Genomic DNA, 24,808 nt, shown 5'->3' with positions numbered 1-24,808 from the left:
TGTGTACCAATGGACCTCGACACAGTGAAAGAGCGCGCCGGGCCGCGCCAGTTCAGCCCGGACGACGACATGCCGCGGGAGTACCGCGAGGCGGCGACGCGGATGATCCAGTTCCACGCGAACTCGGAGATCATGGGCGCGTATCTGGAGCGCCCGTTCATCCGCGAAGCCCCCAGCCTCGATCGCAAACTGGCCTACTCGGCGAAGACGCAGGACGAGCTCGGCCACGGCCAGCTGCTGTATCGGGCGGCCGAGTCGCTGGGGATCAAGACGCGCGAGCAGATGCTCGACGAGCTCGCCAACGGGGACGGCAAGTTCCTCAACTGTTTCCACTACCCGATGGAGTCGTGGGTCGAGACGCCGATGATCGCCTTCTTCGTCGACGGCGCGGCGATGCGCCGGCAGGCCACCCTCAAGCGGACGAGCTGGGAGCCCTACGCCCACGCGATGGACAAGGTCGTCTTCGAGGAGGGGTTCCACATCAAACACGGCGAGTCCATCCTGAAGGAGCTCGCCACGGGCTCGAAAAAAGAACAGGAGATGGTCCAGGACGCCTTCGAACTCTGGTGGCCGCGCATCATCCAGTTCTTCGGACCGACCGACGACGACTCGACCCATCACGATTTCTCCGCCGAGGTCGGGCTGAAGCAGATGACCAACGACGAGCTCCGGCAGTCGTTCCTCAACCAGTATCTCCCGAAGGCCGAGAAATACGGGCTCGAGATCCCGGATACGCCGACGATCGAGCAGGACGAGGACGGCAACTATCGGGTCGCCGAGGACGAACTCGACTGGGAGGAGTTCTTCCAGATCGCCAAAAACGAGTACGACCCTGGACGAGGACAGATCGACTCGCGCAAGCGCGCCCACGACGCGGTCGAGTGGGTGCGCGACACGCTCGACGAGTACGAAACGACGAGCGGCCACGCGCCGCAGGCGGCCGACTGAGATGAGTACTATAAGATGATCTGGGAAGTGTTCCGACAGGAGGGAGCCGGCAAGTATCACACCCACTGCGGGAACGTCCACGCGCCGGACCGCGAGATGGCGCTGATGTTCGCCCAGATCCAGCACGGCCGGCGCAAGCCGACCCACAGCATCTGGGTCACGCCACAGCAGGAGATCGGTGAGGTGAACGAGGAGGACGCGACCTTCGGCGGCACCACGGACAAGGGCTACCGCTGGGCGACCCAGTACAACATCACGGCCGCCGCCGAGGAGGTCGCCGACTCCGAGAGCGAGCAGGCCGACGCCGAGAAGGAACGGGGGCGGCGCTGATGGCGGCCACCGAGAGCCTCTCCGGCCCGAACGATCTCGGTGAACGCGAGCGCGCGGCCGTCGAAAGCCTGCTCTACCGACTGGCTGACGACGAGTTCGTCATCGCCGACCGTTACACCGACTGGCAGGTGCGCGCGCCCACCGTCGAATCAGATATCGCGATCGCCAACATCGCTCAGGACGAACTCGGGCACGCACGGCTCTGGTACGACCTGCTGGAGGACTTCGGTCACTCCGAGCCGGAGCTCATCTGGGAGCGAGACCCGGGGACCTTCCGGCACAGCACGCTCTGTGAACTCCCGTTCGCGGAGGGCGACTGGGCCGACGCCATCGTACGGAGCTACTTCTACGACGAAGCCGAGCATCTTCGATTGGCGGCGCTCGTCGACTCGTCGTATCCGCGCATCCGCGACCGCGTCGGCAAGATCGTGGGCGAGGAGGAGTACCACCGCGAGCACGCCGAGAACTGGCTGCGTCGGCTCGTCAGCGGCGAGGAAGGCCGTGAGCGCGTACAGGAGGCCGTCGACGAACTGTTCCCCTACGCGCTGACGCTGTTCGAGGAAACGGAAGACGACGAAGCGATCGACGACCTCGGACTACGGACTCGCACGCTTTCGGCGATGCGCGAAGAATGGATCGAGACCGTCACCGGGACGCTGACCGAGATCGGAATCGACGCACGTGCGCCCGAAACCGACGAAGACGGACAGGTGTTGACCGGCGAACTGCCCGATCACGTCGGGCGGGATGGCGACCACACCGAGCACTGGGCGACCCACTACGACGAGATCACGAACACCTACTGCGAGCTCGGCCGGGATCACGCGGCACGGCTGATGGAGGACCCCGACGATGAGTAGCGAGTCGGGTATCGATCCCGAGTTCGATCCGGACGCGAACTACTGCGCGTACACCGACTACGAATCGGGCGAGGCGGTCGAGGAACTGCCCGCGACCGGCGAGGGAAGTGCGGGCGTCGAGCGCGCGGTCTGGGACGCACTCTACGACATCGACGATCCCGAGATGCCGATCAGCATCGTGGATCTGGGGCTGATCTACGGCGTCGTCATCGAGGACGGCCACGCGCGGGTTGACATGACCCTGACCTATACCGGCTGTCCCGCGCGCGACATGCTCCAGGAGACCGTTCGCAAGCGGGTCGCGGCGGTCGAGAGCGTCGACGAGGCCGAACTGCGGCTCGTCTGGTCGCCCGAGTGGACCGTCGAGATGGTCACCGAACGGGGCAAAGAGGACCTCCGCGAGTTCGGGTTGAGCATCTGATGCGCCGACTCACCGACCCGAGCGTCGAGACCACGGGGCAAGACGAGCGGGCCGAATGCCCGTACTGCGAGTCGACGAACACCGAGCGCGAGCATCCGAAAGGACCATCGCTCTGTCGGTCGATGCACTACTGTCACGACTGCAACCAACCGTTCGAGAAGTTCGAATAATCATTCACTACGATGTCTTCAGAAACACAGCAGATCGACGATAGCCGCGACGAGATCAGAGAACGCCACCGTGAGGCGCGCGACGAACTGCTCGCCGACTCGTACGACCACTACATCGGCGGCGAGTGGGTCGAGAGCGCCTCGGACGAGACCTTCGAGACGCACGATCCCACGACGGGCGAGGTGCTCGCGGAAGCACAGGCCGGCAACAGCGACGATATAGATCGCGCGGTCGAGGCTGCGTGGGACGCCTACGAGAGCGAGTGGGCCGACACCGACGGGACGAAACGCCAGCGCCTGCTTACCGAAATCGCCGACCGTATCGAGGAGAACCGCGGCGAAATCGCGCGAATCGAGACGCTCGACAACGGCAAACCGATCCGCGAGGCGCGCGCCGACGTCGCGCTCGTCGCCGACCAGTTCCGCTACTTCGCGGGCGCGGTCCGCACGCACGGCGGTGAGACCGTCCCCTCCGGGAGCGGCAAGTCGATCCAGACGCTTCGCGAACCGTATGGGGTAATCGGCGCGGTCGTGCCCTGGAACTTCCCGCTGCTGATCGCCTCCTGGAAACTCGCGCCGGCGCTCGCCGCCGGCAACTGCGTCGTGCTCAAACCCGCAGAACAGACCCCGCTGTCGATATTGAGGGTCATGGAGGAGATCGACGACGTGCTGCCCGACGGCGTCGTCAACGTCGTGACGGGCTACGGCGAGGAAGCCGGCGCGCCGCTGACGGGGCACTCCGACGTACGCAAAGTCTCCTTTACGGGATCGACCGCGGTCGGCAAGGAGGTCATGAAGGCCGCCGCCGAGAACGTCGCGGATGTGACGCTCGAACTCGGTGGGAAGAGCCCCGTCGTCGTCTTTCCTGACGCCGACGTCCAGCAGGCCGTCCGCGTCATGATGCTCGCCATGTTCTACAACACCGGCGAGTGCTGCACCGCCGGCACACGCCTGTTCGTCCACGAGGAGATCTACGAGGAGTTCATGGACGCGTTCGTCGAGAGCGCCGAGAGGCTCCAGATGGGTGATCCGCTTTCGAAGGACACACGACTCGGGCCCAAGGTCTCCGAGGAGCAGGTCGAGCGCACGCTCTCGTGCGTCGAGCAGGCCAGAGAGGACGGCGCACGGATCGTTACCGGTGGCGGCCAGCCGGAGAACGAGGCGCTCGCCGACGGCTGTTTCGTCGTCCCCACGGTGATCGACGATATCGACCACGATTCAAAACCCGTGCAGGAGGAGATCTTCGGCCCCGTCGAGGAGGTCTTCGCGTGGTCGGACTACGACGAGATGATCGAACGGGCCAACGACGTCGATTATGGCCTCGCCGCGGGAATCATCACGAACGACCTCTCGAAGGCCAATCGTGCGGCCCGGGACATCGAGGCGGGCAACATCTGGGTCAACCAGTACAACGACTTCCCGGCCGGCCAGCCCTTCGGCGGGTTCAAACAGTCGGGTATTGGCCGCGAGCAGGCCGAGGAGACTCTCGACCACTACTCGCAGACCAAGACGATCAACATGAACCTGTAGCGCCGAGCGCTCCCAACTCGACTTTTTGCCAGGATTACTCGGCGCGAAAGACCGGTGCGATCTCCCCCGATTCGTCGATAGCGCCGTCGAAGACCACGCGATCGCCGATCTCGACATCGCCCTCCAGTCGGGCGGTCACACGCGCACCATCGAGCTGGACGGTGCCGACCTGATAGGGCCCCTCGAACCCCGTCGGCGGTACCTGTACTGTCGTTTCGGTGTAGACCTCGCCCTCTTCGGGGAGTTCGGTCGTCTCCAGATCGCGACTGCCACAGTCGTTACAGACGGCGAACGGCGTGCCGTAGGTCGCGCCGCAGTCGCCACAGCGCACGCCGAGCAGGTCGCCGTCTTCGAGTGCTGCGGTCCAGTCGTCGTGCGTGAGGCTCATCCGCGCACCTCCATGACGGAAACGACTGTCGTCGCGGCGTCGCCACCCAGGTTGTGCGCCACGGCCTTCTCCGCGCCATCGATCTGGCGTTCGCCCGTGTCGCCCCGGAGCTGTTCGGTGAGTTCGACGATCTGCGCAGTCCCGGTCGCGCCGATCGGATGGCCCTTGGCCTTCAGTCCGCCCGAGGGGTTGATCGGTCGATCGCCATCCATGCTACTCCGACCCTCCGCGGCCGCGGGACCACCCTCGCCGTCCTCGAAGAAGCCGATGGCTTCGCTCGCCATCACCTCGGCCCCGGTGAAGCAGTCGTGAACCTCGGCGAAGGCCATTTCATCGGCGCTCGTCCTGGCCTGCTCGTAGGCCTGCGCGGCGGCGTCGCGAGCGGCCTGCGTCGCGTGCGGGACGGGTTTCGCGCTCAGCGGGACGACGTCCGTCGCGTGGCCGACACCGCTCACATCGACGGGATCGTCGAACGAGTCGGCGCGGTCGTCGTTCGTGACGATCACGGCGCTCGCGCCGTCCGAGAACGGACAGCAGTCCATCAGATGGAACGGGTCGGCGACGATCGGCGAGTCGAGCACTTCTTCGACGGTCGTTTCCTTGCCGAAGTGGGCGTTCGGGTTGCGAGTGCCGTTTGCGTGGTTCTTGACGGCGACGTGGGCGAGCTGTTCTTCGGTCGTGCCGTGCTCGTACATGTGGCGTTTGGTGAGCAGTGCGAACACGCCGGGGAAGGTCAATCCTGTCGGCTGCTCGTAGTGGCGATCCGAGGCGGAGGCGAAGATGCGCGTCATCTCGCCGGTGCCGAGGCCCGTTTCGGGCGTGCAGCGCTCGACGCCACCCACCAGCACGGTGTCGTGGATCCCCGCCTCGACGGCCTCGACGGCGTTCTTGAACGCGTTCGCGGAGGTCGCACACGCGTCCTCGTAGCGCTGGCAGGGCACGCCCGCGAGACCGACCTGGGAGGCGACCCCCGGGGCGAGGTGGGTGTCGTTTTCGGTCTGGCCGCCCATCGCGTTGCCGAAGTAGAGCGCGTCGATCTCGTCCGGCTCGACACCGGCGTCGTCGTACGCGCCGAGCGCCGCCTCGGCGAACAGCTCCGACAGCGTGCTCTCGTGGACGCCGAACGTCGTCATGTCGGCACCCACGACGCTTGCTCGTGTCATCAACAATGGTTTGGAATGGTCGTACAAAGACCTACCGAGGTGGAGTGCAGCGCGACCGCGCCGTGCGTGCTTTCCGTCTGACGAATCGACGACGATCGAGATCGAACTACGACAGCTGACTCTTGATGACTTTCCCGGTGGGATTGCGCGGGAGGCTCTCGCGGAACTCCACCTCGCGCGGGAGTTTGAACTCCGCGAGACGATCCCCGACGATCGATCGAACCTCATCGGTGGTCATCGAGATCCCCTCACGGAGAATCACCACGGCTTTGACGCGCTCGCCCCACGTCTCGTCGGGAACACCGACGACGCCCGCCGCGGCGATGTCTTCGTGGTCTTCGAGGGCGGCCTCGATTTCGGTGGGATAGACGTTCTCGCCGCCGGAAATTATCATGTCGTCGTATCTATCGACGAAATAGACGAACCCCTCCTCGTCGCGGCGCACGAGGTCCGAGGAGACGAAATATCCCTCGTCATCGAACACGTCGTCGGTCTTTTCGGGCATCCCGAGATACTCGCGGAACGCGGTCGCACCTTTGTAGGCCGCGCGGCCGATCGCTCCCTGTTCGACCTCCGCGCCGTCGTCGTCGACGATTTTGAGCGTGACGTTGATGATGGGCTTGCCGATGCTGTCGGGTTTTTCGAGCGCGTCCTCGGGATGGAGAATGGTCGTCACCGGTGACAGCTCCGTCTGGCCGAACACCTCGTAGAGGTCTGCATCGAAGGCGTTCATCACGGTCCGTTTGAGCTCCTCGCTTGAGGGGGCCGCACCGGTCATGTACGATTCGAACGACGAGAGATCATACTCCTCGAACTCGTCGACGGCGAGCATCGCGCGGCTCATCGTCGGAACGAAAAACGAGCCGGTGATGTTCGCCTCGTCGATGATTTCGAGGGTGCGAACGGGGTCGAACTCCTCGACGAGATGGGTCGTGGAGCCGGCATAGAAGGTGTTGTTGAACACTCCGAACGCCGCGATGTGGAACAGCGGCGTGACGATGAGAAATCTGTCGGCGCTTTCCTCGAATCCAGCGCTGTACACCGTGTTCACCGAGTTCTGGAGTAGGTTGTCGTGGGTGAGGATACAGCCTTTCGGCTGCCCCGTCGTCCCGCTGGTGTACAGCAACGCTGCATCGTCCAAGCGGTTCGGCACCACGTCGATGCGCTCGTCCGCTGCGGCGTCGCGGGCGGCCCGGAAGTCGTCCGCGAACGATGGTGTGTCCGCGCCGACGTAGAGATACTCTTCGACCGGTGTCTCGCTCTCCCGAACGGCGTGGATGGTCGATGCAGCGTCGCTATCGAACACACAGAGGCGTGCCCCGCTGTCGCGGAGAACGTAGCCGACCTCCTCGTCTTTGAACCGATGGTTGATCGGGACCGGCAGCGCGCCGAGTTTCATCGCGCCGTAGTACGTCTCCAGCGTTTCGACGTTGTTCTGCATGTACACTGCAATCCGATCGCCCGCCTCGACGCCGCGCTCGCGGAGCAGATGGGCGACCCGATCGACGCGCTCGTTGAACTCGGCGAACGTGATCGATTCGGAATCCGTCTCGGTCTCCATCACGAGACAGTCCTCGTCGGCGTGTCGTTTCGCGTTCGCCTCCGCCACGTGACCGAACGTGAGTCCGCGCATGTTAGTCATACGATAGCAGTTCACATATACTTGTGTCCTGTAACTACTGGCCCGCCATTCGACCGGAGAGCAGTCGGTCAGTGGGCCGCGTAGCCGCCGTCGACGACGTGGATCTCGCCGGTCGCGTACGAGGCGGCCGGGCCCGCGAGGTAGACCGCCGCGCCGGCGATCTCCTCGGGGTCGGCGAACCGATCCTGCGGGATCTCGGCGAGGAGCTCCTCGTGGATGGATTCGTTCCCCCTGACGCCCGCGGTGAATTCGGTCTTCACGTAGCCCGGGGCGATCGCGTTGACACGGATGGCGGGTGCCCACTCGACGGCGAGGGTTCGCGTCATGCCGACCAGCGCGTGCTTCGAGGCCGTGTAGGGGACCTGATGGGGGAGCCCGACGACCCCGCCGACGCTGGCGACGTTCACGACGCTTCCCTCGTCATCGCGCTCGTCGATGCGACGAGCGAACTCACGCGCACAGCGGAAGGCCCCGGTCGCGTTCACGTCCATGATCTCTTCCCACGTCTCGATCGCGAGCTCCCGGGCATCGCCGAAATACGGGTTCGTACCGGCGTTGTTCACGAGCACGTCGACCGGGCCGAACCCCTCCTCGGCTCGATCGAACGCCGCCTCAACGTGGGCGGTCTCGGTCACGTCCGCGGTGCAGGCGACGGCCTCGCCCCCGTTTGCCTCGATGCGCTCGACGGTCGCTTCGAGATCCTCTTCCGATCGAGCGAGCGCGACTACTGCTGCCCCGGCATCGGCCATCGCGCCGGCGATCTCCTCGCCGATGCCGCGGCTGGCACCCGTCACGAGCGCGGTCTTCCCTTCGAGCGAGAACCGTTCGAGTTCCATGCCCCTCCTCCGCCAGCGGGGACCATAAGCGTCGAGCTGGCTTTGAGAACTGTCACGAACGATCGGCCATAGCCAATGTTATGGGAGACCCCCACAGAGCCAGCGCATGGTACTGGCGACTCCGGATCTGAGCGGTCACACGGCGTTCATCACCGGCACGACGCGGGGCATCGGCAAGCGGATCGCGCTCGCGCTCGCCGAAGCCGGCTGTAACGTCGTCTCGACGGGCAAGACCGTCGACGACAGCGATAGCGATCTCGACGGGACGATCCACAAAACTGCCGCCGAATGCGAGGAGCACGGCGTCGACGCTCACGCCATCCAGCTGAATCTGCGCGACGAGGAGCAGGTCGAGGCGGCCGCCGCCGAGGCGATCGACGTCTTCGGCGAGGTCGACATCGTGATCAACAACGCGAGCGCCATCCAGATGGCCTCCGTCGAGGAGCTGCCGGCCAACCGATTCGATCTGCTGACCGACGTGAACGTCCGAGGGACCTATCTCACCTGTCGGGCGTTCGCCCCCCATCTCAAGGAGATCGGTGGCGGGCAGATCCTGACGAACGCACCCCCGGTGAAGATGGATCGCGCGCCCGGCGAGGCGGCCTACGCGTGGTCGAAGATGGGGATGACGTTCGTGACGCTCTCGCTCGCGAGCGAGCTCCGGGGTACGGGGATCTCGGCCAACAGTTTCTGGCCCGTGACGGCCATCGACACGCGCGCGACGCGCTACTTCGGCATGGGAACGGAGGACGACTGGCGCACGCCGGCCATCGTCGCCGACACCGTGCTCGAACTGCTCGATCGCGACGAGGAGTTCACCGGCAATGCCGTCTACGACGAGGACGTGCTCCGCGAAGCTGGCGTTACCGATTTCGAGCGCTACAACTGCACCGAGGGCGATCCGACCCCGCTCTCGGCACAGCTGTTCGATCCCGACTACGAACGGCCGTAGCTTTCCGACTCATCCCGGAGATACACCCCACGGTAGGATCGTCGAGCTGGAACGAGCGACACTACCTTCAGTCGTCGCCGTTTCGTCTGTGCATGAATCGAGCACGACTCGGGGCCATCGGCGTGGCGACGGCCGGGGGCGCACTCGCGGTCTGGAGTGCCTTCGGAGTGCTTCGCTCGCGATCGGCCGAACGGGTCGACTACACCGTCGAACGGACGATCGACGACCGGACCGAGATCAGGCGCTATCCGGAGCTCGTTCGCGTCGAGACCACCGGCGACTCGACGCGCGAGGCGTTCGGACGGCTGTTCGACTACATCCAGGGGGCGAACGAGTCCCGATCGGACGTCTCGATGACGGCTCCCGTACGGACCGACAACACTGGTGAGGACGAGGGAGCAGGCGAATCGATCGAGATGACCGCACCCGTCCGGACGGAGAACGGTGCCGATTCCGAATCGGTGTCGATGACGGCACCCGTCCGCACCGACACGGACGACGATGGCGTCCGGATGGGATTCTATTTGCCCTCGAACTACACGCCGAACACCGCGCCGCGGCCGACGGGTTCGGAAGTATCGCTCGCGGTCGAGCCGCCGCGCTCGGTGGCGACGCGGCGCTTCTCGTGGTGGCGACCGGACTGGCGGACGCGCCGACAGGCGTCGAAGCTCCTGGATTCGCTCGGCGATAGCGATGTCGAACCCGTCGGCGAACCGTTCAGTCTCGGGTACAACGACCCGTCCACCCCGCCCTTCCTCCGAACCAACGAAGTTGCCGTTGATGTCGAGTGGGCCGACGGGGCGTCGACGGCGGAGACGTCCGGTGGTGAGGACACACCGGATATCGGTGGCGATTAGCGACTAGCGATCACTGGAGATAGCTCGGCTCCTCGGCGTCACAGGTCTCCTCGTGCTGTTCGGCTTCTTGGTCGTCGTCGAACATGAGTCCGCAGTGCTCACACTCGTGCCACGTGGTCCCGTCACGCTCGGTTTCGACCACCATACTTGACGTGGACCATCTACGACCAAAGGTGTTGTCCCCAGTGGGAACGCTGAAGACCGTCGGTCCGTCAGTCGGTGTATGGCCGGTGGGGACGCCGACGGCGTCGAACTTACTGTCGAAGGTGCACAGAAGCGGGATGCGGGCCGGGGCGTCGCACGCCTGCCAGAGGCAGCCCGGCATACACTGGGGGTGCTGAGCGGCGACACGGTCGTCATCGACGGTGAGCGCGCCACGGTGGCGAAGGTCTGGCCCGCGAGCGGCGACCTCGCCGGCGATCGAGTCCGTATCGACGCCGATACACGGACGAACGCGGGCGTGACCGTCGGCGACTCCGTTACCGTGTCACCTGTCTCGGTCGCCGAGGCGACGCGCGTGACCGTCGACGTCCCCGAGACGCTCGCCGCGGACGACGATCTCACCGCGCTCGTCACGCGCGCGCTGCTCGATCGCCCGATCAAGGCCGGCGAGCAGCTGCGCATCGAACGACTCGGGCCGGCACCGCTCGCGATCGAATCGACCACGCCCGAGGGCACCGTCCGCGTCACGCAGGAGACGATGATCGCGCTCCGTGGCGGGGCCGATCTCGAAACGGACACGACGACCACGACGGACGCAACGCCGACGACGGGGACGACCGACGCAAGCGATGGCTCGGCTCGGGTCACCTACGAGGACATCGGCGGGCTCGACGATGAACTCGACCAGGTGAGGGAGATGATCGAACTCCCACTTTCCGAACCCGAACTGTTCCAAGAGCTCGGTATCGAGCCGCCCTCCGGCGTGTTGCTCTACGGGCCACCGGGGACGGGCAAGACGCTGATCGCGCGGGCGGTCGCCGGCGAGGTCGACGCGTTCTTCACGACGATCTCGGGCCCGGAGATCGTCTCGAAATACAAGGGCGAATCCGAGGAGAAGCTCCGCGAGGCGTTCGATCGAGCCGAGGAGAACGCGCCCTCGGTCGTGTTCATCGACGAGATCGACTCGATCGCGAGCGCGCGCGGCGACGACGCCGACATGGAGACGCGCGTCGTCGCCCAGCTACTCACCCTCATGGACGGCCTGGAGAGCAGGGGACAGGTCGTCGTCATCGGTGCGACCAACCGGGTGGACGCGATCGACCCGGCACTCCGCCGGGGCGGACGGTTCGATCGCGAGATCGAGATCGGCGCGCCCGGCGAGGCGGGCCGGCGGGAGGTCCTTGACGTGCACACCCGTTCGATGCCGCTGGCCGAGGACGTCGATCTCGATCGGCTGGCCGCTCGCACACACGGGTTCGTCGGCGCCGACCTCGAATCGCTCGCCGTCGAGGCGGCGATGGCGGCGCTCAGACACCGCACCGAACGCGACTCGCTCGCCGTCACCCGCGCGGACTTCGAGACGGCGATGGCGGCCGTCGATCCCTCGGCGATGCGCGAGTACGTCGCCGAGAGCCCGAACGCGGGTTTCGACGATGTCGGTGGGCTTGACGACGCGAAGGCCACGCTCACCGAGGCCGTCGAGTGGCCGCTCTCGTACAGCGCGCTGTTCGAGGCGACCGCGACCGACCCGCCGGCGGGCGTGCTCCTCCACGGGCCGCCCGGAACGGGGAAGACGCTGCTCGCCCGCGCGCTCGCCGGCGAGAGCGACGTGAACTTCATCTCCGTGGCGGGGCCGGAACTGCTCGATCGGTACGTCGGCGAGTCGGAGAAGGCCGTCAGGGAGGTGTTCGCTCGCGCCCGGCAGGCCGCCCCGGCGATCGTCTTCTTCGACGAGATCGACGCCGTCGCGGGCGGGCGCGGCGAAAATCACGAGGTGACGGAGCGAGTCGTCTCACAGCTCCTGACCGAGATCGACGGGCTGGCCGAGAACCCGAACCTGATGGTGCTCGCCGCGACCAACCGGATGGACGCCATCGATCCCGCACTGCTCCGGCCGGGCCGCATCGAAACCCACATCGAGGTGCCAGCCCCCGACGAGGCCGCCCGCAGGGCGATTTTCGCCGTCCACACCGACGACAAACCCGTCGCCGAGGATGTCGATCTCGATCGACTGGCTGCCGACGCAGAGGGGTACTCCGGGGCCGATATCGAGGCACTCTGTCGGGCGGCCTCGATGGCCGCCATCCGCGAGGTCGCCGGCGAGCACAGTCCGGACGATGCCACCGCACACGCCGACGAGGTGCGCATCACCGCCGAGCACTTCGAGGATGCTGGCGAGTCGATCACACCGACGTTCGAGTGATCGATCGAAAAGCCGAGTAAGAGAATCCGCGTTCAGGCCGCTCGCCGTGCCCGCAGGAAACCCCGAACGATCCGCCGTCCGCGCCGCATCAGCAGGGCCACCAGCCCGACGAGCAGTGCGAGACCTGCCGCGAGCGCCGGGTTGGTGAGCAGCCAGAGGAGAACGGGAACGAGCGCCATCGCCGCGTAGACGAGCGTCACGTCCCGGAGACTCGCCCGTGCGTTCAGTCGTCGGTTCCGCTCGATCCGGCCGTGTCGCGTCGTTCGCCCCCTCATACGTGTAGTGAGAGGGGCCGCCCCGCAAAAAGTATAATCTGAAATACATTTTTGTAACACGTGTTACTGAAATCGGCTTCAGGAGGAGGTCGTTCAGATCGCGCTGCGGCGGGTCTCGACGAGCGAGAGGTCGCCGTCGAGTGTCGCGTGGAGCCGTTCGTCGTCGAGGTCGATGGCGAGTTCGAGCTCCCAGGGATCGGTCGAGCGCACGGTAGTGAGGTCGTCGCTCACGCACCAGTCGAGTTTCCAATAGGGCGTCGCGCCGAGGTCGACGTCGTGATCGCGATGGAAGGCGACGACCGGCGAGCGATCGAGCAGGCTCAGGCCGATCGCCGAGCAGAGGCTGTGATCGCACTGCTCGCAGACGTGATCGGCGCGGAGGCCGACCCCGAGACAGCACTCGCCCTCGTCTGATATCGTGGTGGTCATCCGCCCGCTACACTCGGGACAGACGCCGTCCTTGGCGAGGCAGTGGAGATGGCGCACCCGCTGGTCGAACGCTTCCAGAACCTCTTCGTTCGTACGGTCGTTGAGCCCGCCCGGCGGGAAGGAGTACTCGCCGTGAGCACGGCCGCAGTCGGGACAGTCGAGCGCGAGCATCTCCTCCTCGTAGCTCGCGACGAGCGGTTCGCCACACCGGGTGCAGCCGTCCGCGATCACGAACGGCTCGACCCGCGGGTGTTCGGTGAACGAGCCGGCGAGCACCGCGCGGACGACCTTCGCGCCGGCGGTGCGGAGCTCGTAGCCCTCCTCGACCTTCCGCACGTACTGATCGGTGAGCTTCCCCAGATGGTAGTTGAACTGCGCGCTGTCGCGCATGCCGACCATCTCGTTGAGCGTCGAGAAGCGGACGGGCTCCTCCTCGGCCCGCCAGAGCGCTTCGAGGATGCTCAATCGGGTCTCGTTCCCGATGAGTGCGAACGCGTCGGCCGGCGCGACGCAGTCGACGCACTCTTGGATGTCCGGTGTGCTCATGGCTGTCCTACCGCGACCGGAACGATAAGTGTTTTTTCGATACCCGGGACGGCTCGACCACTCCGCTCACTGGCGTTTCAGACCATCCCGAACGCCGCCGACCGTCCGCACGAGCCGTCGGCGGATGCGTCGGCGCTGATAGACGCCCTCGCCGACCGCCCAGCCGAGCGAAACGAGCAGGCCCACGCCGAGAACCGTGAAGGCCCAGGTCGGCAGCCACGTCGGTTTGAGCCACGGCGCGACGTGTTTCCAGCGCACGGCGAGCTCGGTGAGTTCGCCAGGGAGCGGTGTCGCGGATACCACGCCGCCCACGACGGCCGGTATCGAGGGCAGGACCGTCTCGCGGCTTCCGCCGTGGAGAGTCACGGTCCCGGTGGCGTTCTGCTCGCGGATCGTCGGTCCGCTCGGTTCGTCGCCGTGGGCCACCCGTTCGGCATCGTAGGTCGCCCAGGGCGCGTGCATCTCCCAGACGATCTCGCCCGCCGGCGTGACCTCGATCACCCGATGGTTCATCGAATCGACGACGAGCGTGTTGCCGTTCGGCAGGCGATCGGCGTCGCGCGGCCAGTTCAGTCCCCCCGAGAGCGTCCAGGTACGCTCCCAGCTCCCGTTGCCCGGTGGGCCGCCCGTGCGCGCGTACTCGACGATCCGATCGTTCTCGGAATCGGCCACCAGTATCGTGGGCGTACCGTTCGCGCCGTCGAGATAGGACGGGTTGTGCTGCTCGAACATCACCGAATGATCGTCGTCGCTGCCGAGGCGCAGGTCGATCTCCTTCGTCGAGCGGTTGATCGCGATGACCTGGTCCATGTTGCGCACCGAGACGAGGAACTCGCCCTCCCGGAACTCGTCGACGTCGTTGACGTGCGTCCAGTCCTTCGTCCCGATCCCGTCGTCGGCGGTCGCCGGGTAGTGGTTCTTGAACTGCCACTCCCAGGTCACGTTCTCGGTCGTCCGGTTGTAGACGAACACGCTGTCGTTGCTCGTCGGACCGGTGTCGTAGTTGATGCCCGCGACGAGCAACTCGTCACCGTTGATCAAATCGACGTCGTGGATGTCCGGACTGTCGAACCGTTCGGTCCAGACCCGCTCGCGACTCTCGGGGTCGAACTCGTAGACGACGGTCGTCCCCCGGACGGGGTTGACGACGAGCAGGTTGCCGTTCGGCAACGGATCGACATCGTAGAACCAGTTCGTCCGGTCGTCGGGACCGTCGTGGGTCCAGTTCACCGATCCGTTCTCGTCGACCGAGACGAGCCGTGCGGGACGACTCTGGAGCGACATCCCCTGGGCGTGCCAGCCCTGACTCGAAATGACTGTCTCGCTGTCGGGCGTGGTGCTCGTGACGCCGCGTTTGAGCGTCGGTTCGTCGTACGAGAGCGTCAGCACGCCGCTGAGGAGCACCAACGAGAGCACGACGATCCCGAGCAGCCCCCGGACGAGCCAGCGACGGGACGGCATCCCGACCATGAGGAGATCTGTTCGGACCGTCACATAGCGATTACGGAAATCCGGTCACGAGGTACATCTTTCGCCATAGATCAGCCCAAAAGCACGGATCAGCCCCAACAGGACTGCGTGCGGGCGTACTGGTGCTCCTGTGAGAGGATATCCCGGTAAAAATCGTCGCTCCTACTGGAAGCAGTAGGAGCTTGCGAACGGTCGCCTACCGGCGACCGCACGATGGATCATTCCTCGGGCCCTCGGGCCCTCGGGACCGCCCAGCGACGGCCTACCCCCAAAAGGACTGTGTGCGTGCATACTGGCGCTCCTGAGAGAGGATATCCCGGTAGAAGTCGTCCTCGTTCTCGCGGAGCTTGGCGATGATGCGGGCGGCGTTGTGCGGACCGACGCCGCGGGCGGCGAGCGCGATGACCGCCTGCTTGCCGTGGCTTTGGACGAGCGTCGCGGCCTGGTATGCGCGCTCGGTCTGCTTTTCCTGCTCGTCGTCCTTCTCGCCGGTTTTGATCGCCTCGACGACCTCCTCGGCCCACGGGTTGAGCGCCGCAATGCGCGTCGAGCCACAGAGCGGGCATTCGGGCTGATCGGGGATCCGCCGCACCTCCTGCGTGCGCTCCCACTCCTGGCAGTGCAGACAGAACAGCCGCATCCGATCCTCCTGGATCCGCTCTCGCACCGTGTCGATGACGCTCGCGTCGGCGTTCTCGGGCGCGAGCAGCTCCTTGCCCGACGAGCGCCCGTCAATTCCCACGGGGGTGTGTCCGCTGTGAGTCACGAGCTCGATCCCCTCGGACTGGATGGCCGAGAGTACGTCGCCGGCGTCGTCGATCGAGAGATCGTCGTGGAAGACCTCGCGGACGGCCTCGTCGTAGACCGGCGTGTCTTCGAGCGCCGCGAGCAGCCGTCCGCGGCCGAATCGACTGTCGCTCTGCCAGGATTTGAGCGCGCCGAACGTCGCCGCGACCTGCGCGAGTTTGAACTTCAGCGCATCCGAATTTTTGAGGCTGAGTTCGATGAGTCCCGCGACGTGCTCGGCGGCCGTCTCGTTCAGGATCTCCACGACGTCGCTTCCGCGCACCGCGCGCGGCACGTCGAGCTCGATGCGATAGGGGTCGATCTCCATACCCACCGAGGAGCCGGTTCGCTGGCCGAGCAGCGCCGACAGAACCCTCCCGAGGGTCTCGTTGGTCGTGTGGCCGAAACAGGCATTCACGACGACCGACCGGGGTTCGGATTCGATGACGACCCGGTTCTCAGTTGGCATCGGACCGTCCGCCGCGATCTGCTTTTCGAGCGGGTCGAGCGCCTCGTTCGCGGTGTACTCGTCGGTCGGATAGCGCTCGGCGAGATCGTCGGCCACCGCGGCCCGCGACGCGCCGTCGGTGAACGACTCGCCGACCGTTCCCCGGATCTCGCCGACCTCGCCGGCGACCGCCCGCGGCACCGGGATCTCCTGGCCGGTCCACGAGGGGATCTCGCCGGCGGGGTCTTCGATCGGGCTGACCTTCACCTCGCTCTCCTCGTCGTTGACCTCCGCGATCCGCCACATCTCGCCGCGCTGGATGAACGTCTCGCCCGGGCCGGCGAAGTTGACGACGAACCGTTCGTCGAGCGTGCCGATCGTCCGCCCGGAGGCGACGTCCGAGACCGTGTACGTCTCCTCGTCGGGGATCATCGAGAGGTTGGCGTAGAAATACTGCCACGATCCGCCCGACTTTTCGAGCTGATCCTGCTCCTCGTCGAGCCAGAGGATCCGGTTGCCCGATAGCTCGCGAACGATCTCGCGGAACGTCTCCTCGCCGAGATCGCGGAACGGGTAGGCGCGCGTGACGATCTCGTAGGCCTGGCGTGCGCCGATTTCGCCGAAATCCATGACGAACCCGACGATCTGGTTGGCGACCGTGTCCAGGCTGCCGTGGTGGATCTCCGCTGGCTCGACCAGCCCTTCGTGGGCGCGCCGGCAGATGGCGAGCGCTTCGAGCGTGTCGTCCGGTCGGGTGGTCAGCACGGTGCCGGACGAGAGTCGGTCCGAGCGATGGCCCGCCCGGCCCACCCGCTGGAGGAGGCGTGCGACCTCGCGCGGGCTCTGGTACTGGATCACGTGATCGACACGGCCCACGTCGATACCGAGCTCCATCGACGAAGTGCACAACAACCCATCGAGTTCGCCGGCTTTGAAGTCGTCCTCGACCTCGATCCGGGCCTCCTTCGAGAGCGAGCCGTGATGCACACCGATGGGCAGATCGAGCGCGTTACAGCGCGAGCCGAGCGCTTCGGCCGTCTGGCGCGTGTTGACGAAGATCAGCGTGGATTCGTTCTCGGCGACGAGATCGCGGATCGCCCGTACGTGGCTCGCGAGGTCGGGATCGCTCGCGAGCTCCGCCGCCAGGCTCTCGTCCTCGTCGGTGATCCGTGGTTTTCGCACCCGGACGTCGAGCCGACTGCCGACGTCGACCTCGATGAGCGCGCACTCGCGCCCGCCGGTGAGGAACTTCCCGACTTCGCCGGGATCGCCGACGGTCGCCGACAGGCCGATGCGCTGGAACTCCCCCGCGAGCTCGCGGAGGCGTTCGAGCCCGATCGTGAGCTGTGCGCCGCGTTTCGACGCCGCGAGCTCGTGAACTTCGTCGATCACGACGTGCGAGACGTCCCCGAGCGCCTTGCGGAGCTTCTTCCCCGTGAGCATCGCCTGGAGCGTCTCGGGCGTCGTCACGAGCACGTCCGGCGGGTCTTCGGCCTGCTTTCCGCGCTGATACTGGGTCGTATCGCCGTGGCGCACGTCGATGTCGAGCTCCAACTGTTCGCCCCACCAGTCGAGCCGATCACGCATGTCGCGGTTGAGCGCCCTGAGTGGGGTGATGTAGAGCGCCTGCATCCCGAACCGGTCCTGGCCCGCGAGCGCGTCGAACACCGGGAGCATCGCGGTCTCGGTTTTTCCTGTGCCCGTCGGTGCGATCACGAGCCCGTCCCGTCCGTCGGCCAGCGGTGGGATCGCCTTGCGCTGTGGCTCGGTCGGGGTGGTGAACCCGCGCTCGGAGAGCGCCGCTCTGACCTGCTCGCCGAGGTGTGTGAAGGCCGCCAAATCGGCGGCGGCCTCGCTATCTGCCATTGGATTTTCTATGAGTGCGAGCCGATTAAGAACTCCGTCTCGCGACCGGAAGCGCAGTCACACCCGTGAGTTCTCGAAGGCGCGCTGTCGCTCCCGCACCGCGTCGGCGACCGCCTCGTAGTTCGGAATGCCCGAAAAACTCAGCACCGAACTGCCGCCGGTCCGGAACGCAACGGTTCCCAGACCGCGGAGCCGTTCGATCATTCCGGTCTCTGTGTAGACCGCCTGAAGCGCCGCGATCCGATACTCCGTCGTCCGCACCGAGAGCATACCATACTGGGCGATGAGTCGCTGATCGGTCACCACGTACCGGGTGTGGCGGCGTTCGAGCCAGACAACCGCGTAGAAGATGAGGCCGACCCCGAACACCGGAAGTAACACCGTCCCCAGCGCGAGGATATCCACCCAGTTCGACCACGCGGGCTGGAGGTCATAGAGTACGCGCTCGTCGTCGAGCAGCGTGATGCCTTGAAGACCGTCAAGCGTTGCGTCGCCGGTCCGGTGACCGGTCGTTCCCGAATCACCTACCATTACTATGTTTTCGTCACCAACCGGCGGTGACAAAAGGATGCTGTTTGTGGCCGAGCGTTTTTGTATCGGTTAGTCATGTTGTGAACATGACCCCGCGCTCGTCTCGTGGGCGGCGCTCCTCGGCACCGGCGGCCTGCTGTTCGTCCAGTCGCTCGCTGACGTTCTCGCCCGTCGCCGGTTTCGGTACAGCGTAGCGATGCTCGTCGGCAGTATCTCCCTGCTAGTCGGTGTGGGAATGGATGCGTTGAACGCCGGTGGGGACCCAGGTGACAACCCATCGATGGCGACCGCCGTGCTCACCGTCGCCGGGTTTGTGGCGGTAGCGCTCGGGACGACGTGGCGATTCGCCGGTCGGACGCACTCGTAGCTCGAAGTGCGGCCCGCCGAGCGGGTACACCCCTACCGGTCCATTAGGCGAGACGACCGCACGAGCGTCCGAACCTTTTTGTTCAAGTCGTATACAACTCCTATATGGACTATACCCGTATCTACTGGCTCTGCCTCCTCGGCTTCGGACTCCTCCTCTCCGCCAACTTCGTCCCGGACCTTCTCGCTGGGACCGCTGCTACCTCGAACGTTGTCGGTCTCGTCGGTGCCGTGACTGTCGTTGCTGTTGCACTCTACGGAGTCGGTCGTCCAGCCGCGGCTGGTGGTCCGACACGACCGAACCTCCCTTTCTGGGGCGCTGTCCTCGGCTTCGTACTGACGTTTGCGGGAACCGTGCTACCGTTTCTCTGAATCACACCTGCCGATACGCACCCAGCCGCGTTCCGTCGAGCAGATACGCCTCGCCGTCGGCGAGCCCATCGGGCAGAAACGGCGCGAGAAACTCCTGTCCCTCGACGTTCACCCACGTGCCACCGGAGAGTTGGTTGAACCCCGGAAATACCACGAGCTCGCCGTCGATGGCCAACTCCTCGCTGTGGTGCTCGACGAACGGCTCCGGCACGAGCGACCCGCGGAGCCACGCGCGCTCGGCCCGGCTCCCGCCCACCTCGTCTTCGAGCCGGACGGTCGGATGTTCGTGGCCGACACAGACCACATCCGCTTCGAGCACTCGCTCGCTCGGCCAGGTGTGTCCGTGGGCGAATCCCACGCCGCCGACACGGATGCCGTCGGTGGGCGTCACGGCCACGCCGAACTCCTCGGCGAGCGACTCGATCTCGCCGTCGTGGTTGCCCTTGACCAGCGTGACCGGAACGCTCTCGGTGAGTGCGGCCAACAGCGTTTCGAGCTCCTCGCGCTCGTCGCCCCGCGAACCCCCGATCGAGTGGGCGAGGTCGCCGAGGAACACGACCCGTTCGGGTGCCGTCGTCTCGACGAGCGAGAGCATGTGCTCGCGGCGCTCGTCGGCCTGGCTCGGCAGCGAGACACCCTCCCAGCGGAGCGCGGCTTCGAGCCCGGCATGGTAGTCCGCGATGCAGAGCACGCGCTCGCCGCACTCGACGACGGCCGCCGGTTCGCCCGGAATCGGCTCGACGCGACCCTTCCCGCCCATCAGATCGGTTTGAGTCTGTCGTCGTCGGGTTCGTAACACTCGCCGCTCATCAGCGCCTCCTGGATCCCGTCGTCGGCCGCCTCGGGCGTGAGCCCGTACTCCGCGACGGCGTGCTCGACGACCGCCTCCCGATCGACGCCGTCGCCCTCGTTCAGCGCCGCCATCGCCGCGACGACCGCCTCTTCGGAGTCGGGATCGTCCTCGGCCGCCTCCGACCCGTCGCTCTCGCCGACATCGTCGGCTTCGTCGGCTCCGTCGTCAGCAGCGACTCCGGTGTTTTCGCCTTCGTCCTCGGGCTCTGACGCAGGTTCGGTATCGGGAACGGAATCAGTCGATTCGGGACCCGCTTCGTCCATCTCCTCGGGTCCCGGCGTCTCGATGTCGGCTTCGCCCGGCCCACCCACCTCGGCGGCGCTCTCGAAGTCGGTGCCGAACTCCTCCTCGATTCGCTCGCGCTCGTCGGGATCGATCTCGAACTCCTCCGGATCGTCGATGTCGGCCTCGATCGTCTCCTCGTCGTCGGTTTCGGCTGCGATCCCGTCATCAGTCCCATCGACCTCACCGAACAAGTCGTCAGTTTCGCTCTCGTCTTCGCGTTCGTCCTCGGATCGCGCTGGCTCCGTCGTCTCGGCGGGTTCACGCTTGGCGGATTCGTCCTCGGAATCCGGTTCGAAGTCCGTCTCGTCCTCGATGCCGGTTTCGCTCTCGGTGCTCGACCCGGGTTCGTGATCCGGTTCGGCTTCGATACCCGTTTCGGGCCCCGGATCGCCCGTCGAATCCGTTCCGGATGCGGTCCCGTCGTCCGTATCCGTGCTCCCGACTGCGATCGACTCCTCGCCCGATTCGACCGCTGGCTCCGTGTCGGCTTCGTCACCGGTCTCGATCGCCGCGTCGGGGTCGCTACCGTTCTCCGAATCGGCTGGTTCGGAACGTTCGACCGCTGCATCGCCCCCGGTCGATCGGCCTTCCGGTGCGACGTCGAGCGGGCCGACTTCCTCGCGCTCGCCAGCGACCACTCGCGCCGCGTCGAGTGCGAGTTCCTGGGCGGCGTCGAGATACGCCGGCGTCGTGTCGTAGTGAGCGAGCGCGCGCGGGACCCCGGCGGCCAGCCCTCGTTCGATACCCTCGTCTTCGAGCGCATCGCGGAGCGCATCGCCGCGCTCGTCGCGGTCGCGCGCCGCGCGCATCGTCCGGACGCGTTCGAGGGTCAGTTCGGCGGCATCGACGGCGAAGCGATCGCGCGTGGCGGCGTCGACCTCGTTCAGGCTTTCCGGTCGGATCGAGGTGAACACCCGATCGGAGTCCTCGGGCTGGAACGTCCGCGCCTTGCCCGCGACGGCGATGAACGCGGGGGTCTCGGCGCGTTCGAGAAAGGAGAGCGCTTCGGGCTGGTACTGGCCGGCGTAGACGACGAACGCACCCGTGGGGTCGACGACCCGGGCGCGCAGCTGCTCGTCGTTGACTGCCTCGATCTCGGTGAGGACACCCACGGCGAACAGGCGGTTGAGTCGCGCGCCGGTCGGCGTCACGACGTAGTTCGGTGCGCGCTCCTCGTCGCTCTCGGCGTACGAGAGGGTCGCATCGTCGAACTCGGCCGCGAAGACCCGATAGGCGGTCTCGCGGTTCGGCCGGCTGCTCATTCGGCCACCTCCGCCCCGCCCGCCTCGTCGGTCTCGGCGAGCAGCGTTCGCGCATACTCGGCGGGGTCGTCGTCGCGGGGCGCGAACTCCGTCGCTTCCAGGTTCGCGCCGTAGTCGTCGATCGAGAGCGTGCCCCGCACGCGGAACTCGTGACCGACGATCGACCCGCGTATCTCGTCGGCCACGACCTCCTGATCCATCGCGTCCCGGGCGGCCTCGCGCGCGTCGTCGACGTCGCCGCCGTAGATCTCTGCGGTGAGGTCGGCGTCGAGCACGGCCGTGAGCGACGCCGTTCCGTCGTCGACGATGGCCTTCACGCGCAGATCGTCCTCGCCGTCGACGTCGCCGTGTGCGCGGCACTCACCCCGCTGGATGACGCGCCCGCACTCCGGGCAGCGCTGGATGAGTCCGGAGCCGTCCCGGACCGCGAGCAGGCTCCCGGTGATCGTCACGTCGAACAGCCCCCCGGTGGCGATCGCCTCGTGGACGCTCATCCGTGGCGCGCTCTCGCCACCCTCGATCGTCTCGTCGAGCGGCTCGATCGTCGAGAACTCGGCGACGTTCACCGAGGGAACGCCACGAAATTCGCGGACGTAGGCGTTCTCGATGCCGATCGAGGCGTCCTCGTCGATCCCCTCGTGGGGGTTCCAGTCGGTGAACGGGAGTCGTCCCGATTCGTCGGCGACGACGCCGCTCAGGATCTCCGTCTCGCCGTCGCGCCCGTCGATGACCTTCCCCTCGACCTCGGCGACGCGAACCGCGAGCGTGCGCCCGCGATCGCCCGGCACGAGCTCCGCAAGCGTGCTCTCGCCACCGATCTCGTACGGGACATCGAGGGGCTCGTCGGCGAACGCGACGGTCGTCTCCGAGCCGAGGTTGAGCTCGGGGTCGCCCTCCCACTCGCGGACGCCGGCCCCGTGTGCCTCGATCGTATCGCCCGGTGTGAGCTCGAAGTCTTCCCAGGCTGTGTAGGAGATTTTTTCTGACTCGTCGGCGAGTTCGCCCTCGAAGATCACGAGCTCGTCGCCCTGATAGCGGATCGAGCGCTTGCCGACCGTGAGCACTCGCCCGCGAACCGTCACCGAACCGTCGCCCGTCGAGACATCGGCGATGGCCTTGCTCGCTGGGGCTCCACCACCCGTGTCGTCGCCGTACTTCCGCCGGAGGCTGCTTTTGGCCTCCTCCATCGGCACGCTGTACTCCACCAGGTTCTGCAGATCCGCTTTGACCTCCTCTTTGTCGACACCGAGGGCGGAGGCGAGCTCCTCGGCATGATCGTCGAGTGTCATCACCTGTCTTCGGAGCGGAACGAACTAAAGCGTTCGCGCCCGCAGTCAGTCGGTCTCGGTCGTGCTCGCCGCCGTCTCGGTGCCGGCGACGCCGTCGATGCGGTAGGTGTAGATCCCGGTGAAGAGATCGCTCGTCAGCGCGAACCCGCGCTCTTCGTTGTACGTGGCGCTGTAGGCCATCGGTGGATCGCCGAACACCTGGAGATCCTCTGCCGGATTCGGCACCGCGGACGCGTCGGTGCGGTGGCTGTCAATCGGGTGTGGGTCCGTCGGGTCGGTGATGTCGTAGAGAACCGTGCCCTCATGCCAGTCGCCGCTCACCACCAGCGTGGCGTCCGCCAGGGGAACGATGTCGAACTGGTGGCCGGTCCAGTCGAAGCGCTCGGTCTGATCGTCCATCCCGTCGTCGCCCGATTCCATGCGCTCGGCGTTCGGCGAGACGGTGAACCCGACGGGGATCGGGTTCTCGATCGAGCCGTCGCGCCAGCCGATGTCGAAGACGTGTTTACCGCCCGGCGTCCCGTAGGAACGTTCGTCGCCGACGACCACGAGGTCGCGGCGCGGGTCGGGCAGCGCGTAGTGGCAGTTCCCGAACGCCTCCTCGCCGACCTCGCTGTTGGCGTAGGAGGGATGCTTGTCGTAGTCGAAGTGGCCCACCTGGTTCGGCTTCAACGGGTCGCTCGCGTCGAGCAGCACGTAGCCGTCGGCCATCTCGCCCATGTACGCACAGTGGAGCAGTTCGCGTTTCGCGTCGTAGACGACGTCGTGTGCCAAGCCGGGCGGGCCGGCGGTGCCGTGCTGTTGTGGCGAGCGTGGATCGGTGACGTCCCAGACGTCGATGCCGCCGATGTTCGGATCGTCGCCGTAGTTGACCGCGTAGACGACCGATTCGTTCGAGCGAACGAACAGGTTGTGCGTCCCGCTGGCGTTGAGTTCGCCGATGATCTGTGGCGATTCCGGCGTTCCCTCGGCAAATCCGTAGTCGACGATCTGGACGCCGGAGTCGCCGGCCGGATGGTTGCTCCGACAGTATAGTCCCTTCTCCGGTCCGAACTTGACGTCGAGACAGCGCACGCCGTCGTCGGCCGGGAAGTGATGAACGAGCTCGGGCGCGCTCGGGTCCTTCAGATCGACGAGATAGCTTCCGGTTCCCGAAAACCGGGTCCCGACGGCCGCGTAGCGCCCGTCGGGGCGAACGGAGCCTTCGGCGAACCCACCGACCGACGAGGAGAGCTGTGACTGGCCCGCCTCTCCGAGCCGCCAGGTCGATGGTGTCGGCGTCGCGGCTGCGTTCGTCCGTGTCCGCTCGGCGGTCGTGGTCGCTTGAGTTTCGTTCGAGCCGTTGACGGCGCTCTCGCTCGGTTCCATCTGGAGCGCACCGTATGCCGCACCGGAACCGATACCGACCACCCCGAGAGCCTTGAGCACCGCTCGACGAGTCGTCCCTGCCATGCTGTTCGGTAGAGTCGAACGCCACGCGCGCACTTATCTCCTCCCGTTCGTCCATCCGCGCCGCAGACGCCGATTTCGACGCTTCTGACGGCTCACGATTCACTCTCGTCCACATC

25 protein-coding genes are annotated in these 24,808 nt (G+C 66.2%); 11 read left to right on the top strand and 14 right to left on the bottom strand.

Annotated features, from left to right (window positions below; translation table 11 throughout):
- Window positions 1-9 precede the first annotated feature (9 nt).
- Genes paaA through MUK72_RS11595 form a run of 6 tightly spaced genes read left to right on the top strand, consistent with a single transcriptional unit; the run spans window position 10 to window position 4,259 of the window.
- Window positions 10-948, top strand: coding sequence for a 1,2-phenylacetyl-CoA epoxidase subunit PaaA (paaA, locus tag MUK72_RS11620; RefSeq protein ID WP_244700818.1), 939 nt, complete (start codon window positions 10-12; stop codon window positions 946-948).
- Window positions 949-963: 15 nt separating this feature from the next.
- Window positions 964-1,278 carry a 1,2-phenylacetyl-CoA epoxidase subunit PaaB gene (gene paaB, locus MUK72_RS11615; RefSeq protein WP_244700815.1) on the top strand — a complete coding sequence of 105 codons (315 nt, stop codon included), beginning with the start codon at window positions 964-966 and terminating at the stop codon, window positions 1,276-1,278.
- Complete coding sequence (paaC, locus tag MUK72_RS11610; protein WP_244700801.1) at window positions 1,278-2,138, top strand: 1,2-phenylacetyl-CoA epoxidase subunit PaaC; 861 nt, start codon at window positions 1,278-1,280, stop codon at window positions 2,136-2,138. The genes paaB and paaC overlap by 1 nt, the downstream gene beginning before the upstream one ends.
- Complete coding sequence (gene paaD, locus MUK72_RS11605; protein ID WP_244700798.1) at window positions 2,131-2,559, top strand: 1,2-phenylacetyl-CoA epoxidase subunit PaaD; 429 nt, start codon at window positions 2,131-2,133, stop codon at window positions 2,557-2,559. The genes paaC and paaD overlap by 8 nt, the downstream gene beginning before the upstream one ends.
- Window positions 2,559-2,729 (top strand): 1,2-phenylacetyl-CoA epoxidase subunit PaaE, encoded by a 171-nt coding sequence (gene paaE, locus MUK72_RS11600; protein ID WP_244700796.1) that lies wholly within the window; start codon window positions 2,559-2,561, stop codon window positions 2,727-2,729. The genes paaD and paaE overlap by 1 nt, the downstream gene beginning before the upstream one ends.
- Window positions 2,730-2,741: 12 nt before the next feature.
- A complete protein-coding gene (locus MUK72_RS11595) occupies window positions 2,742-4,259 on the top strand; it encodes an aldehyde dehydrogenase family protein (protein WP_244700793.1) in 1,518 nt (505 codons plus the stop codon).
- 34 nt (window positions 4,260-4,293) lie between these two features.
- Here MUK72_RS11595 and MUK72_RS11590 read toward each other — a convergent pair whose 3' ends face one another.
- The 4 genes from MUK72_RS11590 to MUK72_RS11575 form a co-directional block, all read right to left on the bottom strand.
- Window positions 4,294-4,647 carry a Zn-ribbon domain-containing OB-fold protein gene (locus MUK72_RS11590; RefSeq protein ID WP_244700790.1) on the bottom strand — a complete coding sequence of 118 codons (354 nt, stop codon included), beginning with the start codon at window positions 4,645-4,647 and terminating at the stop codon, window positions 4,294-4,296.
- A complete protein-coding gene (locus MUK72_RS11585; RefSeq protein WP_244700787.1) occupies window positions 4,644-5,810 on the bottom strand; it encodes a thiolase C-terminal domain-containing protein in 1,167 nt (388 codons plus the stop codon). Before MUK72_RS11585 ends, MUK72_RS11590 begins: the two co-directional genes overlap by 4 nt.
- 106 nt (window positions 5,811-5,916) lie before the next feature.
- Window positions 5,917-7,443 (bottom strand): class I adenylate-forming enzyme family protein, encoded by a 1,527-nt coding sequence (locus MUK72_RS11580; RefSeq protein ID WP_244700784.1) that lies wholly within the window; start codon window positions 7,441-7,443, stop codon window positions 5,917-5,919.
- A 77-nt stretch (window positions 7,444-7,520) separates the two neighbouring features.
- Window positions 7,521-8,288 carry an SDR family NAD(P)-dependent oxidoreductase gene (locus MUK72_RS11575; RefSeq protein WP_244700781.1) on the bottom strand — a complete coding sequence of 256 codons (768 nt, stop codon included), beginning with the start codon at window positions 8,286-8,288 and terminating at the stop codon, window positions 7,521-7,523.
- A 106-nt stretch (window positions 8,289-8,394) separates the two neighbouring features.
- Here MUK72_RS11575 and MUK72_RS11570 point away from each other — a divergent pair, with 106 nt between their 5' ends.
- Together MUK72_RS11570 and MUK72_RS11565 are read left to right on the top strand one after the other, a co-directional pair.
- Window positions 8,395-9,240 carry an SDR family oxidoreductase gene (locus MUK72_RS11570; RefSeq protein WP_244700778.1) on the top strand — a complete coding sequence of 282 codons (846 nt, stop codon included), beginning with the start codon at window positions 8,395-8,397 and terminating at the stop codon, window positions 9,238-9,240.
- 92 nt (window positions 9,241-9,332) lie between these two features.
- Window positions 9,333-10,097, top strand: a complete 765-nt coding sequence (locus MUK72_RS11565; protein ID WP_244700775.1) for an SOUL family heme-binding protein — start codon at window positions 9,333-9,335, stop codon at window positions 10,095-10,097.
- A gap of 10 nt (window positions 10,098-10,107) precedes the next feature.
- Here the strand turns inward: MUK72_RS11565 and MUK72_RS20220 are convergent, their stop codons facing one another.
- The gene (locus tag MUK72_RS20220) at window positions 10,108-10,242 is read right to left on the bottom strand and encodes a DUF7128 family protein (protein WP_280518304.1); all 135 of its coding nucleotides are present in this window, start codon (window positions 10,240-10,242) and stop codon (window positions 10,108-10,110) included.
- A 78-nt stretch (window positions 10,243-10,320) separates the two neighbouring features.
- On the opposite strand from MUK72_RS20220, the gene MUK72_RS11560 reads away from it, so the two are divergent.
- On the top strand, window positions 10,321-12,462 hold the full coding sequence (locus MUK72_RS11560) for a CDC48 family AAA ATPase (RefSeq protein WP_244700772.1): 2,142 nt from the start codon (window positions 10,321-10,323) through the stop codon (window positions 12,460-12,462).
- A 32-nt stretch (window positions 12,463-12,494) separates the two neighbouring features.
- On the opposite strand, the gene MUK72_RS11555 is transcribed toward MUK72_RS11560, so the two are convergent.
- The 5 genes from MUK72_RS11555 to MUK72_RS11535 form a co-directional block, all read right to left on the bottom strand.
- Entirely contained in the window at window positions 12,495-12,737 is a 243-nt protein-coding gene (locus tag MUK72_RS11555; RefSeq protein WP_244700769.1) for a hypothetical protein, read from the bottom strand.
- A 93-nt stretch (window positions 12,738-12,830) separates the two neighbouring features.
- On the bottom strand, window positions 12,831-13,712 hold the full coding sequence (locus MUK72_RS11550; protein ID WP_244700767.1) for a winged helix-turn-helix domain-containing protein: 882 nt from the start codon (window positions 13,710-13,712) through the stop codon (window positions 12,831-12,833).
- Between the two features lie 66 nt (window positions 13,713-13,778).
- Complete coding sequence (locus MUK72_RS11545; RefSeq protein ID WP_244705328.1) at window positions 13,779-15,182, bottom strand: aryl-sulfate sulfotransferase; 1,404 nt, start codon at window positions 15,180-15,182, stop codon at window positions 13,779-13,781.
- Window positions 15,183-15,444: 262 nt separating this feature from the next.
- Window positions 15,445-18,282 carry a DEAD/DEAH box helicase gene (locus MUK72_RS11540; RefSeq protein ID WP_244700766.1) on the bottom strand — a complete coding sequence of 946 codons (2,838 nt, stop codon included), beginning with the start codon at window positions 18,280-18,282 and terminating at the stop codon, window positions 15,445-15,447.
- Between the two features lie 57 nt (window positions 18,283-18,339).
- Window positions 18,340-18,813 (bottom strand): PH domain-containing protein, encoded by a 474-nt coding sequence (locus MUK72_RS11535; RefSeq protein ID WP_244700765.1) that lies wholly within the window; start codon window positions 18,811-18,813, stop codon window positions 18,340-18,342.
- A 196-nt stretch (window positions 18,814-19,009) separates the two neighbouring features.
- Here MUK72_RS11535 and MUK72_RS11530 point away from each other — a divergent pair, with 196 nt between their 5' ends.
- Window positions 19,010-19,180 (top strand): hypothetical protein, encoded by a 171-nt coding sequence (locus MUK72_RS11530; RefSeq protein ID WP_244700764.1) that lies wholly within the window; start codon window positions 19,010-19,012, stop codon window positions 19,178-19,180.
- A gap of 104 nt (window positions 19,181-19,284) precedes the next feature.
- A complete protein-coding gene (locus MUK72_RS11525) occupies window positions 19,285-19,551 on the top strand; it encodes a hypothetical protein (protein WP_244700763.1) in 267 nt (88 codons plus the stop codon).
- A gap of 1 nt (window position 19,552) precedes the next feature.
- On the opposite strand, the gene MUK72_RS11520 is transcribed toward MUK72_RS11525, so the two are convergent.
- The 4 genes from MUK72_RS11520 to MUK72_RS11505 are packed head-to-tail and all read right to left on the bottom strand — an operon-like array spanning window position 19,553 to window position 24,692.
- Complete coding sequence (locus tag MUK72_RS11520; RefSeq protein WP_244700760.1) at window positions 19,553-20,311, bottom strand: metallophosphoesterase; 759 nt, start codon at window positions 20,309-20,311, stop codon at window positions 19,553-19,555.
- Window positions 20,311-21,951: a hypothetical protein gene (locus MUK72_RS11515; RefSeq protein WP_244700758.1), complete on the bottom strand. Its 1,641-nt coding sequence runs from the start codon at window positions 21,949-21,951 to the stop codon at window positions 20,311-20,313. Before MUK72_RS11515 ends, MUK72_RS11520 begins: the two co-directional genes overlap by 1 nt.
- Window positions 21,948-23,240, bottom strand: a complete 1,293-nt coding sequence (locus tag MUK72_RS11510; RefSeq protein ID WP_244700755.1) for a Single-stranded DNA binding protein — start codon at window positions 23,238-23,240, stop codon at window positions 21,948-21,950. The genes MUK72_RS11515 and MUK72_RS11510 overlap by 4 nt, the downstream gene beginning before the upstream one ends.
- A 45-nt stretch (window positions 23,241-23,285) precedes the next feature.
- The gene (locus MUK72_RS11505) at window positions 23,286-24,692 is read right to left on the bottom strand and encodes an LVIVD repeat-containing protein (RefSeq protein WP_244700749.1); all 1,407 of its coding nucleotides are present in this window, start codon (window positions 24,690-24,692) and stop codon (window positions 23,286-23,288) included.
- Window positions 24,693-24,808 lie beyond the last annotated feature (116 nt).

The organism is Halococcus dombrowskii (genome assembly GCF_022870485.1).
GTDB classification, from domain to species: Archaea; Halobacteriota; Halobacteria; order Halobacteriales; family Halococcaceae; genus Halococcus; species Halococcus morrhuae.
This window is presented reverse-complemented; position numbering and strand designations above follow the sequence as displayed.